Source organism: Vibrio sp. 811, from assembly GCF_033339195.1.
This window is the reverse complement of the sequence record NZ_JAWOUB010000022.1, coordinates 1-16,460: the sequence shown is the minus strand read 5'-3', so window position 1 is coordinate 16,460 and position 16,460 is coordinate 1. Positions and strand designations below refer to the sequence as shown.

The 16,460-nt window shown below is 36.3% G+C and carries 12 protein-coding genes and 1 pseudogene; 12 read left to right on the top strand and 1 reads right to left on the bottom strand.

Annotation, left to right across the window (positions count from 1 at the left end):
• Positions 1 to 100: 100 nt before the first annotated feature.
• The 12 genes from wecB (at position 101) to galU (ending at position 14,597) form a co-directional block, all read left to right on the top strand.
• Positions 101 to 1,231 (top strand): non-hydrolyzing UDP-N-acetylglucosamine 2-epimerase, encoded by a 1,131-nt coding sequence (gene wecB, locus R7Q46_RS21435; RefSeq protein WP_213872014.1) that lies wholly within the window; start codon positions 101 to 103, stop codon positions 1,229 to 1,231.
• Positions 1,224 to 2,600 (top strand): lipopolysaccharide biosynthesis protein, encoded by a 1,377-nt coding sequence (locus tag R7Q46_RS21430; RefSeq protein WP_213872013.1) that lies wholly within the window; start codon positions 1,224 to 1,226, stop codon positions 2,598 to 2,600. Before wecB ends, R7Q46_RS21430 begins: the two co-directional genes overlap by 8 nt.
• A gap of 2 nt (positions 2,601 to 2,602) precedes the next feature.
• A complete protein-coding gene (locus R7Q46_RS21425) occupies positions 2,603 to 3,730 on the top strand; it encodes a glycosyltransferase family 4 protein (RefSeq protein ID WP_213872012.1) in 1,128 nt (375 codons plus the stop codon).
• Positions 3,723 to 5,060 carry an O-antigen polymerase gene (locus tag R7Q46_RS21420; protein ID WP_213872011.1) on the top strand — a complete coding sequence of 446 codons (1,338 nt, stop codon included), beginning with the start codon at positions 3,723 to 3,725 and terminating at the stop codon, positions 5,058 to 5,060. The genes R7Q46_RS21425 and R7Q46_RS21420 overlap by 8 nt, the downstream gene beginning before the upstream one ends.
• On the top strand, positions 5,047 to 6,123 hold the full coding sequence (locus tag R7Q46_RS21415) for a glycosyltransferase family 4 protein (protein WP_124007377.1): 1,077 nt from the start codon (positions 5,047 to 5,049) through the stop codon (positions 6,121 to 6,123). Before R7Q46_RS21420 ends, R7Q46_RS21415 begins: the two co-directional genes overlap by 14 nt.
• A complete protein-coding gene (locus R7Q46_RS21410) occupies positions 6,120 to 7,421 on the top strand; it encodes a hypothetical protein (protein ID WP_124007378.1) in 1,302 nt (433 codons plus the stop codon). The genes R7Q46_RS21415 and R7Q46_RS21410 overlap by 4 nt, the downstream gene beginning before the upstream one ends.
• Entirely contained in the window at positions 7,421 to 8,698 is a 1,278-nt protein-coding gene (locus R7Q46_RS21405) for a polysaccharide pyruvyl transferase family protein (protein ID WP_151514476.1), read from the top strand. Before R7Q46_RS21410 ends, R7Q46_RS21405 begins: the two co-directional genes overlap by 1 nt.
• A gap of 8 nt (positions 8,699 to 8,706) precedes the next feature.
• Positions 8,707 to 9,621 (top strand): NAD-dependent epimerase/dehydratase family protein, encoded by a 915-nt coding sequence (locus tag R7Q46_RS21400; protein ID WP_198556781.1) that lies wholly within the window; start codon positions 8,707 to 8,709, stop codon positions 9,619 to 9,621.
• Complete coding sequence (locus R7Q46_RS21395; RefSeq protein WP_124007380.1) at positions 9,618 to 10,166, top strand: sugar transferase; 549 nt, start codon at positions 9,618 to 9,620, stop codon at positions 10,164 to 10,166. Before R7Q46_RS21400 ends, R7Q46_RS21395 begins: the two co-directional genes overlap by 4 nt.
• 214 nt (positions 10,167 to 10,380) lie before the next feature.
• Positions 10,381 to 12,333, top strand: a complete 1,953-nt coding sequence (locus R7Q46_RS21390) for a polysaccharide biosynthesis protein (RefSeq protein WP_151514473.1) — start codon at positions 10,381 to 10,383, stop codon at positions 12,331 to 12,333.
• Positions 12,334 to 12,483: 150 nt separating this feature from the next.
• A complete protein-coding gene (locus tag R7Q46_RS21385; RefSeq protein WP_318077778.1) occupies positions 12,484 to 13,650 on the top strand; it encodes a nucleotide sugar dehydrogenase in 1,167 nt (388 codons plus the stop codon).
• 68 nt (positions 13,651 to 13,718) lie between these two features.
• Positions 13,719 to 14,597: a UTP--glucose-1-phosphate uridylyltransferase GalU gene (galU, locus tag R7Q46_RS21380; protein WP_104979992.1), complete on the top strand. Its 879-nt coding sequence runs from the start codon at positions 13,719 to 13,721 to the stop codon at positions 14,595 to 14,597.
• A 153-nt stretch (positions 14,598 to 14,750) separates the two neighbouring features.
• Here galU and R7Q46_RS21375 read toward each other — a convergent pair.
• Positions 14,751 to 16,100 (bottom strand): annotated as a pseudogene (locus R7Q46_RS21375) (MBL fold metallo-hydrolase RNA specificity domain-containing protein).
• Between the last annotated feature and the right edge of the window lie 360 nt (positions 16,101 to 16,460).

The following is a 16,460-nucleotide window of genomic DNA, read 5'->3' as shown; positions in this document are numbered from 1 at the left end:
TTTTGCGCTAAAAGTGTCTCAGATCGTGAAAATGTCTGAGATGGTGAAGTGAGAAAGCTCACATATAAGACATATTTTATAATTGAAATTAGGCTAGAAAATGACCCCAAAAAAAGTGCTGACGGTATTTGGTACGCGTCCTGAAGCCATCAAAATGGCACCGCTTGTTCATGCATTAGCAACAGATGAAAGGTTTGAAGCGAAGTGTTGCGTGACCGCTCAACACCGAGAAATGCTTGACCAAGTGTTAGAGCTTTTTGAAATTACACCGGACTATGATCTTAACCTCATGCAACAAGGGCAAACCCTTAATGATGTCACCGCTCGTATTTTGCTAGAACTCAAGCCAGTGCTACAAGAATTTAAGCCAGATGTAGTTCTTGTACATGGTGATACCGCTACCACATTTGCTACAAGTTTGGCAGCTTATTATGAGCAAATCCCAGTTGGGCACGTCGAAGCTGGACTGCGTACTGGCAATATTTATTCACCTTGGCCAGAAGAAGCCAATCGCCGTTTGACAGGCTCACTGACTAAATATCATTTCGCTCCAACAGAAACTTCAAAACAGAATTTGTTAAAAGAGAATTTCGCCGAAGAAGATATTTCAGTGACGGGTAATACCGTGATTGATGCTTTGTTGATGGTGCAAAATAAAATCGAGAATGATTCCGAACTCAATGAAGAGCTGCGTGCGAAATTCCCGTTTTTAGATGATTCAAAGAAACTTATTCTTGTAACAGGTCATCGCCGTGAAAGTTTTGGCGGTGGATTTGAGCGAATTTGTGAAGCTCTAGCTCAAACTGCCAAAGCTCATTCAGATGTGCAAATTCTTTATCCCATGCACCTGAATCCTAATGTGCGCGAACCTGTTAACCGCATGCTAGGTGATACAGATAACGTTTTACTTATAGAGCCTCAGCAGTACCTACCGTTTATCTATTTGATGAGCCGCGCACATATCATCCTCACCGATTCGGGCGGCATTCAGGAGGAAGCTCCATCACTAGGAAAGCCAGTACTTGTAATGCGAGATTCTACTGAGCGACCTGAAGCAGTCGAAGCGGGCACTGTAAAGCTTGTCGGGACAGATATAACGAAAATTACAGAGAGTCTTGATTTGTTACTAGACGATCAAGATGAATATAAAAAAATGAGTTTTTCCCATAACCCATATGGTGATGGGAAAGCAAGTCAACGTATTATTAACGCTATTTTAAATAATGACTAATATAAAAAAAAAGGTATTGACGGACATTCTAAGAGCTATGGCTAGTAATGCTCTTAGTATATTCGCTTCTGCATTTATAATATTAGTCTTACCAAAGTTTATTGGCTTAGAAGAATATAGCTACTGGCAGTTATACATCTTTTATTCATCTTATGTCGGTTTCTTGCATTTAGGCTGGAGTGATGGTTTTTATTTGAATAATGGAGGAAAGAATTTTGACTCGATAAATAAGGAGAGAACTTCCTCTAATTATTATTCGTTCATACTATTCCAGATTTTTTTAGCTGTAAGCATAATTATCATATCTACAACGTTAAGTGATAATTATGCTCAAGTTACTTTTTACATTGCAGTTTGTTTACTGTTAACTAATATTAGAAGTTATAGTCAATTTCTATTACAAGCGACAAGCAGGATAAAAGAATACTCAAGTATCATTATTATTGAAAAAGTAACTTTAGTAATTGGTGTAACGATAGTATTGTTGTTTTATGATGTTAAGTTTGAAATGATTATCTTAGTTGACCTTCTTTCTCGACTTGTCGCTTTGACTATTTCTTCTTATAGATGTAAAAGTATACTTTTTTATGAAAATGTAAACTGCGCAACTTTAATACTTGGGCTTGAAGACACAAAAAAGTTTATATACTCAGGATTTAAGTTAATGTTTTCATTCATTTGTAGTTTACTTATATTTGGTGTAGTCAGGTATATGATTGAAGCCAAATGGGGAATTTTGGCTTTCGGGGAAGTCTCACTAACATTAAGCTTAGCTACATTATTTGTAGTATTCATAAACTCTATCAGTATAGTATTATTCCCGGTTTTAAGAAACATCAACGAAAAACTAAGGAAAGAAGTATATATAAAAATAAGGTCTTACCTTTTTATGTTTTTGTTGATTCTTTGTAATTTATATTTTCCATTATATAGCATAATGTCACTTTGGTTACCTAATTTTAATAACGCGCTGCAATATCTTCCTTTAGTTTTTCCAATAATGCTATTTGAAACTAAAACATCAATATTGACAAACTCTTACATGAAAGCTTTAAGAAAGGAGTCAGATTTACTTAAAGTAAACATATTCACTTTGATTTTATCAATTGTATTTAGTTCGATGATATATATATATAGTGATAGTTTAGAAAACTGTTTGATACTATTAGTTATTGTGTCATTTACTAAATATGTGGTCTCAGATTATCTTTTGTCAAAGAATATGAAAGCTATAGAGTATAAATATTGGATTTTTGATTTTTTATTTGTAGTTACATTTATGACATTAGCTAATAGTAATTATGAATATGTATATACACTATTAACATTGCCACTTCTCCCATTATTAATATATAAGATTATCAAGTAAATATGAAAAAAGTATTATTTGTAGCTACGATTGATCAGCATATTAGACATTTTCATATACCATATCTCCGGTGGTTCAAAAATAAAAACTTTCAAGTGTCTGTGGCCTCAAATGGAAATGAAAATGTTCCATATGTTGATGTTAAACATGAAGTTTCTTTTGAAAGAAGTCCATGGTCATATAATAATTTTATAGCTTTCTTGAAACTGAAAAAATTATTGAAAGAAAATAAATACGAAATTATTCACACGCATACACCAGTTGCGAGTATATTAGTCAGATTAGCTAACTTTATGACCGGGAAAAGGTCCAAAATAATATACACAGCTCATGGATTTCATTTTTATAAAGGAGCAAAAATTTTCAACTGGTTAATCTATTATCCAGTTGAAAAATTGTTATCATTTCAAACAGATACCCTTATTACAATTAATGACGAAGATTACAATGCCACTATTCGTAATAAATTTGGTTGTAAAAACGTCTATTTAGTTGATGGTGTTGGTATAAACTTAGATAAATATAGATGTCCAACTGATAAAGAAAAATTAAGACTGCGTGAAATGAATAATTTAAGTGAAAATGAATTCGTTTTGATATATGTGGGAGAGCTTAGTAAAAGAAAGAATCAAAAGTTATTATTGGAATCGATAGCAAAATTAACGACTCGAATTGATAACTTAAAACTATTATTAGTAGGTAAAGGTAATGAAGAAACTAATTTGCGTAAACAATGTACATTATTGAATTTAGATAATATTGTAGAATTTTTAGGTTATCGAAATGATGTTAATGATCTCATGAAATTATCTGACCTTTCAGTTTCTACTGCTTTACAAGAAGGGTTGCCAGTCAATATTATGGAGTCGCTATCCAGTGGTTTACCTTGTGTCGTTACAAATTGCCGTGGGAATCGTGATATCATAAATGATGGTGTTAATGGCTTTGTCGTTGAAGATTATGATTCGGAATTATTTTCAGATAGAGTTTTTAAAATTTACAATGACAAATCTACTTATAAGAAAATGAAGTTTAACGCAATAAAATCAGTTGAAAAATACTCAGATAAAGAAGTGTTAAAAGTGATGGGTAATATTTATTCTGAGTGTTTAGGTAACAAAAGTGAATAGATCAAAAATATTAGCAATATTAATTCTAGTATGCTTGATCTGTAATGTTAACTACCTAGACTCTTTAGCAGGATGGCTTATATTTATATCACAAATTATGATAATAGGTGGTGTTTTCATATGTTACAATAAGATAAGTGATATATTTAGCCCTATAGTCATAACTTATGTTGGTATGTTAATACCTTTTTCTATAAAAGGTATGTATATACTAGAGGTTGATAAGTTTCCAAAAGACGATCTTGTTCTACCATTATTTTACTATTTGATTTTTATATTTTTTTTCACACTAGCATTGATAATTAAAAATAAAAAAATAATACTGATTACTTATAAAAATCTATCTAATAGAGTTGTTGTTAGTTCTACTTTAATTATCAGATCATTTGTTTTGGTAACTATTGGTATTGCGGTTTATGCTATTAAAATGGGAACGCTTAATCCAGTAGAGTTAATATCTAATGTACTAGCTAATCGTATTGATATGCAAAACTCCGGTGGCTTATATGTTCAAACATTCGTATTATTAATTTTGCAAACCTCCTTGTTTATAAATGCGGTTATGTATTTTAAAACAAAAAATAGGCTCTTACTACTTTCTACTTTTATTATATTGGTTATTAACTTTCTTGTGACATTTACGTTGGGAGGAAGAGGAATGATTATAGTGCCAATATTAATGTTATTTTTTTATAAATACAAAATTACCGGTCGTTCAGATTGGATAAGAATAATATCATTTGTATTTGTATTTATAATATTTTCTGGTTGGTATGGAATGTACCGAGATGGAGTGACATCCGTTAATAATACTATCGTTATTTCTGATGTACTGGGTAATATATTAGATAGGTATGTACAGTTTGATAATTTTATTCGTGTCGTAAAAAATCCAGTAGATTACTATATCGGTCAGTCATTTGTAGACTTTCTTTCATCTCCAATTCCGAGAAGCATTTTCCCAGATAAGCCATACAATTTTAATTCACAGATGACACAGATATATCACCCAGAACAAGCTGAAAGATTTCTCGTGACTGATTTTACTATGTTAAGTGAGTTACTTTTGAATTTTGGTATTGTAGGTATAGTTGTAGGGGCATTTTTATTTGGAAGACTGATATCCTACTTAAACTTTGCTTATAACTACTTTAATACAAACGATTTTTTCTTATTTTGGTATCCTTTCTTTATGTTGAAACCTATGAGTTATTTATATGGCGGCTTGATTAATTCTACAGTTAATATGATGGTTATATTAGAAGTACCCATACTTGTAATGTTATGGTTAGTTTATTCAACAAAAAAAAGTGGTTATGAAAAAATATAAAGTATTATATCTTATATTAAATGGTTCACCATATGGCGGTTCTGAAAAGCACGTGGTTGATATTGTTAATAATATATATGATAAAGGTATAGATGCAAAATTAATTTATTCTGACGGAAACTCTCTTATCGAGGGTATAAAGGATAAAGGTATTGCTACTCCCATGGGGCGTGGTTTTATTGACTTTTTCAAAATACTAAAAATAGTTAGAGACGAGAAGCCAGATATAATACATGCTCATGCAGCTAGAGCGCTAATCTTCGCTCGCATACTTAAGCTTCTTTTAAAAAAATTTACCGGTCAAAAAATTAAATTGGTTTCTACCTCGCATGGACTTTGGGTGCCTTCCGGTAAAAAAAAATTACAGTTACACCGATTACTCCACGTGTTTAAGGGGCAAGATGATTTGACTTTGGCTGTTTCTAATTATTCTAGGTCTGAGTTAATTGATCAAGGCTATAATAAAGATAGAGTTAAATGTATTTATAATGGGATTGACTTTAGTAACTTCAATTCGTCCAGAAATATTAAACGTAAAGTTAAAAACGTCATATTCGTAGGGCGCTTGACTGAACAGAAAGGCGTATCTCATCTAATGGACCTGATTGATAGAGAGTCATTAAACGAGGATGAAGTTAAGTTTGAGATATACGGTTCAGGGCATTTAGATACATATATAGATGATTACATAAGAGCCAAAAAATTAACTAATGTTAATGTTAAAGGTCATACTGATAGTATTAACGATGTGTTCTTAAAGGCGGATATATTAATCGCACCATCTATGGATGAAGGACTTCCTTATACATTAGTTGAAGCTATTAACTGTGGACTTCCTGTTGTTAGTACTGTGGTTGGAGGCATTCCTGAAATTGTGGAAAATGGGAAAAATGGATTTTTAGTCAAGCCTGGTGATAGAGATGATTTTTACCGAGCATTTTCTAAAATTAAGAAAGAAAATATAGAGAGTATGTCTAGAGAGTCAATTCGAATTTCACAAAAATTTTCACTTAGCACGATGGTTGATAGTATTGTATACGAATATGAAGAGTGCTTGAAATGAAGAAAAATATAGTTGTGTTTATGTATAACTTTCCACCTATTGGTGCTGGAAGAGGTATAGCATGGAATAAATTTTGTTCTCATTTATCTAATGAATATAATGTTAATTTAATAACTATCGAACCAAGCGAAAATGATCCAATATATAACGAATCAAAGCTTGATGATATAAAGGATGACTTTGCGATTCATAGAACATCGCCTGGTTTTTTGTACAGAAAAATGTATCCATCAAAAGTAAAACTTGATGAAAGTTCAGATACTATTGACTATGAAAAAAAAGTTTTGAACAAAAGTTTTGTCAAAAAAATATACAAATCGGTTGTTCGCTCTTGTATATTCCCAGATAGAATGATTTTTTGGAATAAAAGTGCGGAAAATAAATTTCTAGAAATAAATCGTGTTGATAGAGTTGATCTTATAGTAACAGTAGGCTTTCCGTTTTCAACGCATCTACTTGGATATAAATTAAAAAGAAAGTTCGGCATGAAATGGATCATGGATTATGGAGATCCATGGTCATTCAATCCGTCGTCTGAAACGGTTCCGCACTTTCGCCGTTGGTTAGATCGTATTGTTGAATCAAAGATTATTAGATCTAGTGATCATATAACGGTTACTACAGATACAACCAAACAAGCTTTTGAATCTAAATTTAAAAAATTACCGGATGTTAGTGTGGTAAAGCAGGGTGTTGATTACGAGATGTTTCGCGCCAATCGAGATGCTGAAAATAAAAAATCAGAGACTTTGAATTTATTCTATTCTGGCATCTTTTACAAAGATATTCGTAATCCCGAGAATTTTTTTCATGCAATATCAAAAGTACAAAATATTCCTGTCAAAGTTAATATAATAATTGCGGGGCACATGGAAGATTATGTTCTTAATATGGTTAAATCGATATCATTCCCTGATTGTATAAATGTTCAATTTATTGGAAATATAAGGTTCGATCAAGTGGTTAATTATCAAAGTAATTCTGATGGTTTGCTTTTTTTTGGTAATAAAGGTGCTCTCCAGGTTCCTGGTAAGATTTATGAATATTTAGCGTCTAGAACCCCCATATTTTCAGTGTCATATCAATATGACGCAGTTTCAGACATGATTGAATTTTATGAGCGTGGAGAAACTTCGCTCAATAGTGAAAACTGTATAAAAGACAGCTTCGAACGTTTTGTTATTAACCTGAATGACAAAATTGATTATTATAGCAATGAAGAAATTGAAGAATTTGATTGGGCTTATATTTCCAATGAAATGAATAATATAGTAAATGCTGTTGTTGGAGATAAATAATGTGTAAGTTAGTAATTACTAATGGTTGGTCAGATCTTAATTCTGGTGATAGTGCGATAGTAATGAGTGTAATTCAACGCTTTTATATGGAATATGGAGATAAGCTTTCCGTAACTGTTCTATCAGAACTTAACGAGGTCAATGAGTTTTATAGTGATAGTATTGATAAAATTATAGAGGTTTTTCCTAGTATATCTATAAAACTTATACCCTCTCCATTCAAAAAAACTTATAGTGATAGTTTTTTTGATAAAATGTCAGAAATTGCTAGTTTTTTTAAAAATTTGTCACTAATACCTTTTAGCCGTTCCTCAAAGAATGATTATATTAGGGAAATACGTTTGGCTGATGTGGTTGTTTCTAAAGGTGGACACTTTATACATGATCGAAGAGGGCTTCATAGTGTTGTTCATCTTATAAAGTGTTTATATCCAATAATTATCTCCAAACATCTTGGTGTGAAGTATTCACTATTAGCTCAGTCCTATGGGCCTTTTTATCAAGATACACTTCTTTCGAAGTTTAATACCGCATTAGTCAGAACTGTATTGAATAATTCCGAAGGTTTATCTGTGCGTGAGTCTGTATCTATAGGCGCATTAGAGTTAATTGGTGTTGATAAAAGTAAGACTTATTCTACAAGTGATTATGCATTTTTGATGAATGATATCACTTTGAAAAATTGTAGAGAATTTGATTATGACAATTTCTTTGTCGTTACTTTAAGGCAACATGATTTTAAAAATGAAAATGGCGAACAAGCATACCTAGAATCAATGCGGAATTTATGTATAAGTATTTATGAAAAATATTCTCTTTCCCCATTGATTGTACCTCACGTAAAAGGGCCAAATAGTTTTGAAAATGATATAATAATAACTAAGAAATTTGAGTCACTACTTGAAGGAAAGTATAAAAATATTTTTAAGTTTGAATACGAACATATGCATGCAATTGAGTTTATGCAGTTGTATTCTAAGGCAAAAATATTGATTGGTACTCGTTTCCATTCTGTCATATTTGCACTTTGTTCTTCTGTTCCTTCTTTCGCTATCTCGTATTCTGGTTATAAAGCTAACATCATGAAGCAATTTTCTATGGATGATTTCATGATGAACATTGATGATGTTAATCACGAAAACTTAGATGCTCTAGAAAAAAGGATATTTACCTTAATCGATAATAACGATTTTTTCCGTGAAAAAATTAAAAATAGAATGGAACATGTTCGTAGGGAGATAATTGAAGACCCTGCTTTTAGCAATTTGAAAAAATAGGTGTTTTTGTGCTAGGTATTACAGGTGGAAGTGGCTTTGTTGGAACGTCTCTTATCAAGTTAATTCAAGAAAGGAATATTTCATATAGATCTTTTGTCAGAAAACCGTGTCCGAACCAGTCTAGTTATACAGTTGGTGATATCTCTGCTGATACAAACTGGCATGAGGGCTTATCGAAAATCTCAGTTTTGATACATTTGGCTTCGGTGGCTCATGGTAACGCTCAATCGGTATTAGATTACGAAAAAGTTAACTTTTTGGGGACATTAAATTTAGCTATACAAGCTGCTGAGGCCGGAGTTAAACGATTTATATTTATTAGTTCTATTGGAGTTTTGGGTAATTCATCTTTCAATGAAAAATTTACCGAAGAAAGTATACCAAATCCCAATAATCATTATACGAAGTCAAAGTTCGAGGCGGAAAAGGCATTGCTTGAATTGTCGCTATCAACTAATATGGAGGTCGTTATTATTCGTCCCCCATTAGTATATGGAAAAAAAGCTCCCGGTAATTTTGGTTTGCTACAAAAACTTGTCGGCTACTTTCCTATATTACCTTTTGGTTCAATTAATAATAAGAGAAACGTTATATCTGTTGATAATTTAGTTGATTTCATACTTGTTTGTGCATATCACCCTAAAGCTTCAAATAAGACTTTTTTAATCGCTGAATCTGAACCTTTGTCTATTAAAGATATTACGAATAATATAGCAGAGGCAAAAAATAAAAAAATAATTCAGTTACCCGTTCCAAAATGGCTTATGATTTATATTGGCAAGTTATTAGGGCAATCTTCTCTGGTTGAACAAATTATTGGAAACTTAGAAATTGATTCCACATTAGCAAATACGACTTTAAATTGGAAACAAAAATATACAATGAGGGAGTCTTTGTTGGTGGACGAAAAGGTGAATAAATGACTCGTGTAATAGACTTTATAGCATCACTCTTTGGGTTGCTTTTCTTATGGCCAATATTACTCATTGTTACTATCATTGGTCTATTTGATACTGGCTCTCCTATTTTTGTGCAAGAGCGAGTAGGGCGCAACAAAAAGCCGTTTAAACTGATCAAGTTTCGCACTATGTCAGTAGAAACCAAGTCAGTGGCGAGTCACTTAGCGAACAACGCGTCTATTACCAAACTTGGTGCCTTTTTACGTAAAACTAAGATTGATGAACTCCCACAATTAATCAATGTGGTAAAAGGTGAAATGAGTTTGGTCGGACCACGTCCGAATTTATTCAATCAAGAAGAGCTTATTGCGGAGCGTGATGCGAAGGGCGTCTACGACGTGTTGCCGGGCATTACGGGCTTAGCGCAAGTGCAAAATATTGATATGTCGACACCAGCACTGCTTGCAAAGACAGACAAGCAAATGATCGATACGCTCACAGTCAAAGGCTACTTCAAATACATCATGATGACGGTAACAGGAAGTGGGGCTGGAGACGCGGTAAAATAACCTCTAAAGTTATTCAACATAGAGTGGTATATCTGCCACTCTTTTTCTATATCTTTCCAATAATTCACGACATTAATTTGCAATCTACCGTGCTCGTGCATTACGCTTCACTGAAAACTTTCCTGGTTACGAAGCTCTAAAATTCAAAACAATATGAATTGTAGAGCTAAACTTACTAGGTTTATCGCTGATACTTACTAAAACTAACAATACTATGCAACGTCTACAATTTTTATGGCAGCTTTCTCGAACAAATAAACGAATAGTCAGTGTCTTGATTGATACGGTGCTGATTTTTATTGCTTTTCACCTTGCAATTTTGGTGCGTTCAGGTGGAACTGATTACTTTACCTACCCCGCAGTATGGGGAATTCAAGTGGTTGTCACGTTGATCACCGTAGTGGTATTTGCGCGATTAGGGCTCTATCGAGCTGTACTGCGGTACCTAACCTTTCAAGCGCTGTTTGTTGTCACCGCTGGTGCAGTAGTCTCTGCTACCGTCGTTGCAGCATTGAGCTTTTATATGAGTGATCCATTCCCAAGAACGGTACCGATTATTTATGGTGCATTCTTAGCGCTGTTCTGTGGCGGTCCTCGTGTTATCGTCCGATCTTTAGTTGCTCAGAGTTATTCAACCCAGAGTAAAGAAGTTCTTATTTATGGGGCTGGGTCGGGTGGTCGACAGTTAGCAATGGCATTAAGAAGTAGTGGAGACTATCGTGTAAGAGCATTTATTGATGGTGACTCAACTCTTTGTAATACCATGATCTTAGGTTTACCTGTGTTTGCAATAGAAGACATAATGCCGGTCATCAATAAATACGACATTTCGCAGATATTACTCGCAGTACCTAGTGCGAAGCGCTCTCGTAGAAAGTTGATTTTGGATGATCTGGCTAAATTACCAGTAGAGGTCCTAACAGTGCCAGATATGACTGACATTGTCTCTGGTAAAGCCAAAATTGATGAGCTTAAGGATGTCGCGATTGAGGATTTACTTGGGCGAGATCCAGTCGCTCCCCAACAAGTATTGCTAGAAGCGAATATCAAAGACAAAGTGGTCATGGTAACAGGTGCCGGTGGTTCTATTGGCTCTGAATTGTGTCGTCAAATCGTGGAGCAGTCTCCTAAGTCTATTATTTTATTTGAATTGTCTGAGTTTGGTCTATATCAGATCGATCGCGAACTAAATCAACTTAAGATTGAAAAAGGGCTTACTTGCGACATTATTCCTTTGTTGGGTTCTGTTCAACGTCAACATCGTCTAGAAACGACAATGTCTTCTTTTAAAGTTCAAACGGTATATCACGCAGCAGCATATAAACACGTTCCATTGGTCGAGTTTAACGTAATTGAGGGTGTGCGTAATAATATCTATGGGACTTATTATACTGCGTGCGCGGCGATTAAAGCCGGTGTTGAATCATTTGTATTAATCTCTACAGATAAAGCCGTTCGCCCTACTAACGTAATGGGTACAACCAAACGAATGGCGGAGCTTGGTCTGCAGGCTCTTGCTGATCAAGAAAATGCAAAACCAAATGGCACTCGATTTTGTATGGTACGATTTGGTAATGTTCTCGGCTCTTCAGGCTCCGTGATTCCTGTGTTTAAAAAGCAAATCGCATCAGGCGGACCAGTAACCGTGACTCACCCAGAGATCACTCGTTTCTTCATGACCATTCCTGAAGCTGCACAGCTAGTTATTCAAGCTGGAGCAATGGGCAAAGGAGGCGATGTATTTGTTTTAGACATGGGTGAGTCAGTAAAAATTACAGACTTAGCATGTAATCTCATTCAACTATCCGGTCTTGAAGTTAAATCCGAAGCTAATCCTCATGGTGATATTGAGATTCAGTTTTCTGGACTTCGACCTGGTGAGAAACTGTATGAAGAGTTGCTTATTGGCGACAATGTCAAACAAACAGCGCATGAGCGAATAATGACTGCACATGAGGTTCATTTACCTTTAAAAGAGTACGAACTACTGTTGAACGATCTCGATTTCGCCTGCCATAGTATGGATCACGAAAACATCCGCTCATTGCTATTAAATGCTCCTACAGGATTTAATCCTACGGACGGTATTGGTGACTTAGTCTGGAGTCACAACCAATTGGAGTTAAATCTGATTGATACTGAGCTAGCTGTAAACGAAGAGATTTAAATGGATACTTAGTGTCCATTTCTTTTTATTATGCTGAATGGTTTGATTTCGCTCAACTCCAAACAACAAACACCTATAGATTGTTTAAGAACTATGTTGTTTAATTCTAATCTTTTTCAGAAGTGTAACTCTTAGAGTTTGGGTAAAATTATGAAAATTGCTGTTGCTGGAACCGGTTATGTTGGGCTTTCTAACGCTATGCTGTTAGCTCAAAACCATGAAGTGGTTGCACTAGATATTGTTGCTGAAAAGGTTGAATTACTGAACAAAAAACAATCTCCAATTGTTGATGCTGAGATTGAACATTTCCTTGAAAACAGGGAACTAAACTTCATCGCAACAACAGATAAGCAGAAAGCTTATAAAGGCGCAGAATATGTTGTGATTGCAACGCCAACGGATTATGACTCAATCACGCATTACTTCGATACTTCTTCTGTTGAAGCGGTGATTAAAGATGTTATGTCCATCAATCCTGATGCAGTGATGGTGATTAAGTCAACTGTTCCTGTTGGCTATACCGCTCGAATCAAGGAAGAGTTGGGATGTAAAAATGTCATCTTCTCACCTGAGTTCTTGCGAGAGGGCAAAGCGCTTTATGATAACCTTCACCCATCACGTATCATCGTTGGTGAACGCAGCGAACGTGCGGAAGTATTTGCTAGCTTGCTATTGGAAGGAGCAGTAAAAGACGATATTCAAGTTCTTTTTACTGACTCTACAGAAGCTGAAGCAGTTAAATTGTTTTCCAACACTTATCTTGCGATGCGTGTCGCGTACTTCAATGAGCTAGATTCGTATGCGGAGGCACATGGTTTAGATGCACGCCAGATAATTGAAGGTGTTGGTTTAGACCCGCGTATTGGCAATCACTACAACAACCCATCATTTGGTTACGGTGGCTACTGCCTTCCTAAAGATACGAAGCAATTACTTGCGAACTACCAAGAAGTGCCGAATAACATCATTGGCGCGATTGTGGATGCAAACCGCACCCGTAAAGACTTTGTAGCTGAATCAATCCTCAAGCGTGAACCAAAAGTTGTGGGTATCTACCGGCTAATTATGAAAGCGGGATCGGATAACTTCCGCGCATCTTCTATCCAAGGCATCATGAAGCGTATCAAGGCGAAAGGTGTTGAGGTCGTGGTTTATGAACCTGTACTCAAAGAAGAAGATTTCTTCAACTCTCGAGTGATTAAAGACCTGAGTGAATTCAAACAAAGTGCGGATGTGATTGTTTCCAACCGCATGGTGGAAGAGTTAGCTGACGTTGCGGATAAAGTTTACACGCGCGACTTGTTTGGTAGTGATTAAATTTTTAGTATAACGATAATATATGGCTCTCATGTATGGGGGCCATTTTTACAGTTGGTGAATTTAAAATGATTAAAAAATGTCTTTTCCCTGCTGCAGGCTACGGTACTCGTTTTCTACCTGCAACAAAATCCATGCCGAAAGAAATGATGCCAGTGGTGAACAAGCCATTGATTGAATACGGTGTTGAAGAAGCGATTGAAGCGGGCATGGATGGAATGTGTATTGTCACAGGTCGTGGCAAACATTCTTTGATGGACCACTTCGACAAGAACTACGAATTGGAACATCAAATCTCAGGCACAAGTAAAGAAGCACTGTTAGATGATATCCGCTCTTTGATTGATTCAGCGAGTTACACTTACATCCGTCAGCGTGAAATGAAAGGCTTAGGTCACGCTATTCTTACGGGACGTGAACTGGTCGGTGATGAACCGTTTGCTGTTGTGCTCGCGGATGACCTTTGTGTGAATGAGGACCAAGGCGTTCTAGCTCAAATGGTTGAGCTGTATAAACAGTTCCGCTGTTCAATCGTTGCGGTACAAGAAGTTCCGGAATCAGAAACGCATAAGTACGGTGTGATTGCTGGTGAGATGATCAAAGATGACATCTTCCGAATTGATAACATGGTAGAAAAGCCAGAACCAGGCACAGCACCAAGTAATTTAGCAATTATTGGTCGCTATATCTTAACGCCAGATATTTTTGAGCTTATCGAAAACACAGAACCAGGCAAAGGTGGAGAAATCCAAATCACTGATGCATTGATGCAACAAGCGCAATCTGGCTGTGTTATCGCATACAAATTTAAAGGTCAGCGTTTTGACTGCGGTAGTGTAGAAGGTTACATCGAGGCGACAAACTACTGCTACGAGAACCTATACAAAAAAGCGTCTAGTGCTGAGCTTGCTAAAACACCAACCGTAAAGGTTGCTGAACCTGCATAGTTGTTCAGTCTCGTTACCAATGTGCTTTAACATGGCTTTCTGACGTATAAAGGTTAGTTAAAGCACGTTGATATTCAAATTATTATGCTGTTTTCACTCATTAACAATAAGTAAGAACTAGATTGTATCGTTCTAATGTCTGCTGATATTAGTTTAATACACCACCTCAATTCCCTCTGCTTCCAACTTTTCTCCTAACTCTTTTTTTTGCTTCTTTCTCTCCATGTATCAAATGCACGGCTTTTGGTTGTGCTGGAATACCAGTAACAAACTTCAATAAATCGCTTTGGTCTGCGTGTGCAGAATATCAGAGATGGTATGGACCAGCGCGTTGGCTTCGATTGGTTGGTTACCGATATCCACCGTGTGGCTGCCTGATTGGATTTCTCGACCTAAGGTTCCTTGCGCCTGATAACCCGCAAACAACACATCATTTCTTTTGTCTGGTAAGAGTGCTTTTAAGTAATTGACGATTCTTCCACCTTCGCACATACCGGATGCCGCAACGACAATCGCAGGTTCATCGGTGGAGGCTAGTCGATTTATTAATGCTTGATGTTCTCGATGGCTTTCCACAGTAATGCATTGTTCAAAGGCGAGGGGATGACGATGATTGTTGAGCTTTTGCTTTGCTTCTTTTCCCCACAGTTTTTTGAAACGGCGGTAGGTCTTCGTGACTCCTTTCGCAAGCGGTGAGTCTAGGATGATTGGCAAAGAAGACGACAAGTTGCGTTGGTGAATCAGTTGCTCAATATCGAATAACAGCTCCTGCGTACGTCCTACGCTGAAAGCTGGGATCAGAATTACACCACCGTCTCGCAGTGCATGATCGATAATGGCGTTCAAGCGCTCAGTTCGAGTGGCTGTGTCTTCATGCTCTTTGTTGCCGTATGTGGACTCGATGAACAAATAGTCGGCACGCTTTGGCGGCATAGGATCGGGTAAGAGCGGGGTATTGGACGGACCTAGATCGCCGGAAAATACGATGTTTTCATGATTGGGAAGTTTGAATTCCACGTAAGCGGAACCAAGAATGTGCCCCGCAGGCTGAAAGCGTAGGTAACATTGTTTACCAAGTTGCAGCCATTGTTGGTAGTCATGGGGTCTCAGCTGTTTTTTAATGACATTGAGGACTTGTTGACGCTGATGGAAGTTCAAACCCAGTTGCAGCTTTAATCCATCTTCTAGCATTAGCGGTACCAGTTCGGCTGTTGCTTTGGTGCAGTAAATGGGGCCTTTAAATCCAGCAGCCAGTAACCAAGGTAGGCGTCCGATATGGTCGATATGAGCATGAGTCAGGACTAATGCTTTGATGTGTTTAACTGGAAACTCGATATCCAGTGATGCCCTGCGGTTGCCCAAATGGATGTCTTTGCCTTGAAAGAGTCCGCAATCGATCAAGATGCTGCAGTGTGGCAATTTCAATTCATGACAAGAGCCAGTGACGGTATGTTTCCCACCATGGTGAATCACATTGGCGATGTCTGATATGGGTGTTGTCATGTCGATTGCTCCTCCTTGAACAAGTATCAGTAACTATAAATCCTGTGGGCAGAGTAAGTGAATAGAGTTCGTTGGTTGGATGGAATGGAATTGAGTGGGAATAATCGGAAGTGCGATTAGGTTCTTTGTTTTGATGTAAGGCATTTTTCGTTACTTAACTTTGGGTTTGACACATGCGGTTAGTAGATTCCTGATGTCACTTAGGCTCCTCGGAATGACAAAACTCATTAGATCGTAAGCAAACAAAAAGGGATGCATGATGCATCCCTTTGTTATTTTTACTCTGTGCCGTCCTAAATAAGGTTGACACTTTCTACCCCCAAAATTGGAGAGTGTTATGAAATCAACAACTAAAAGAAC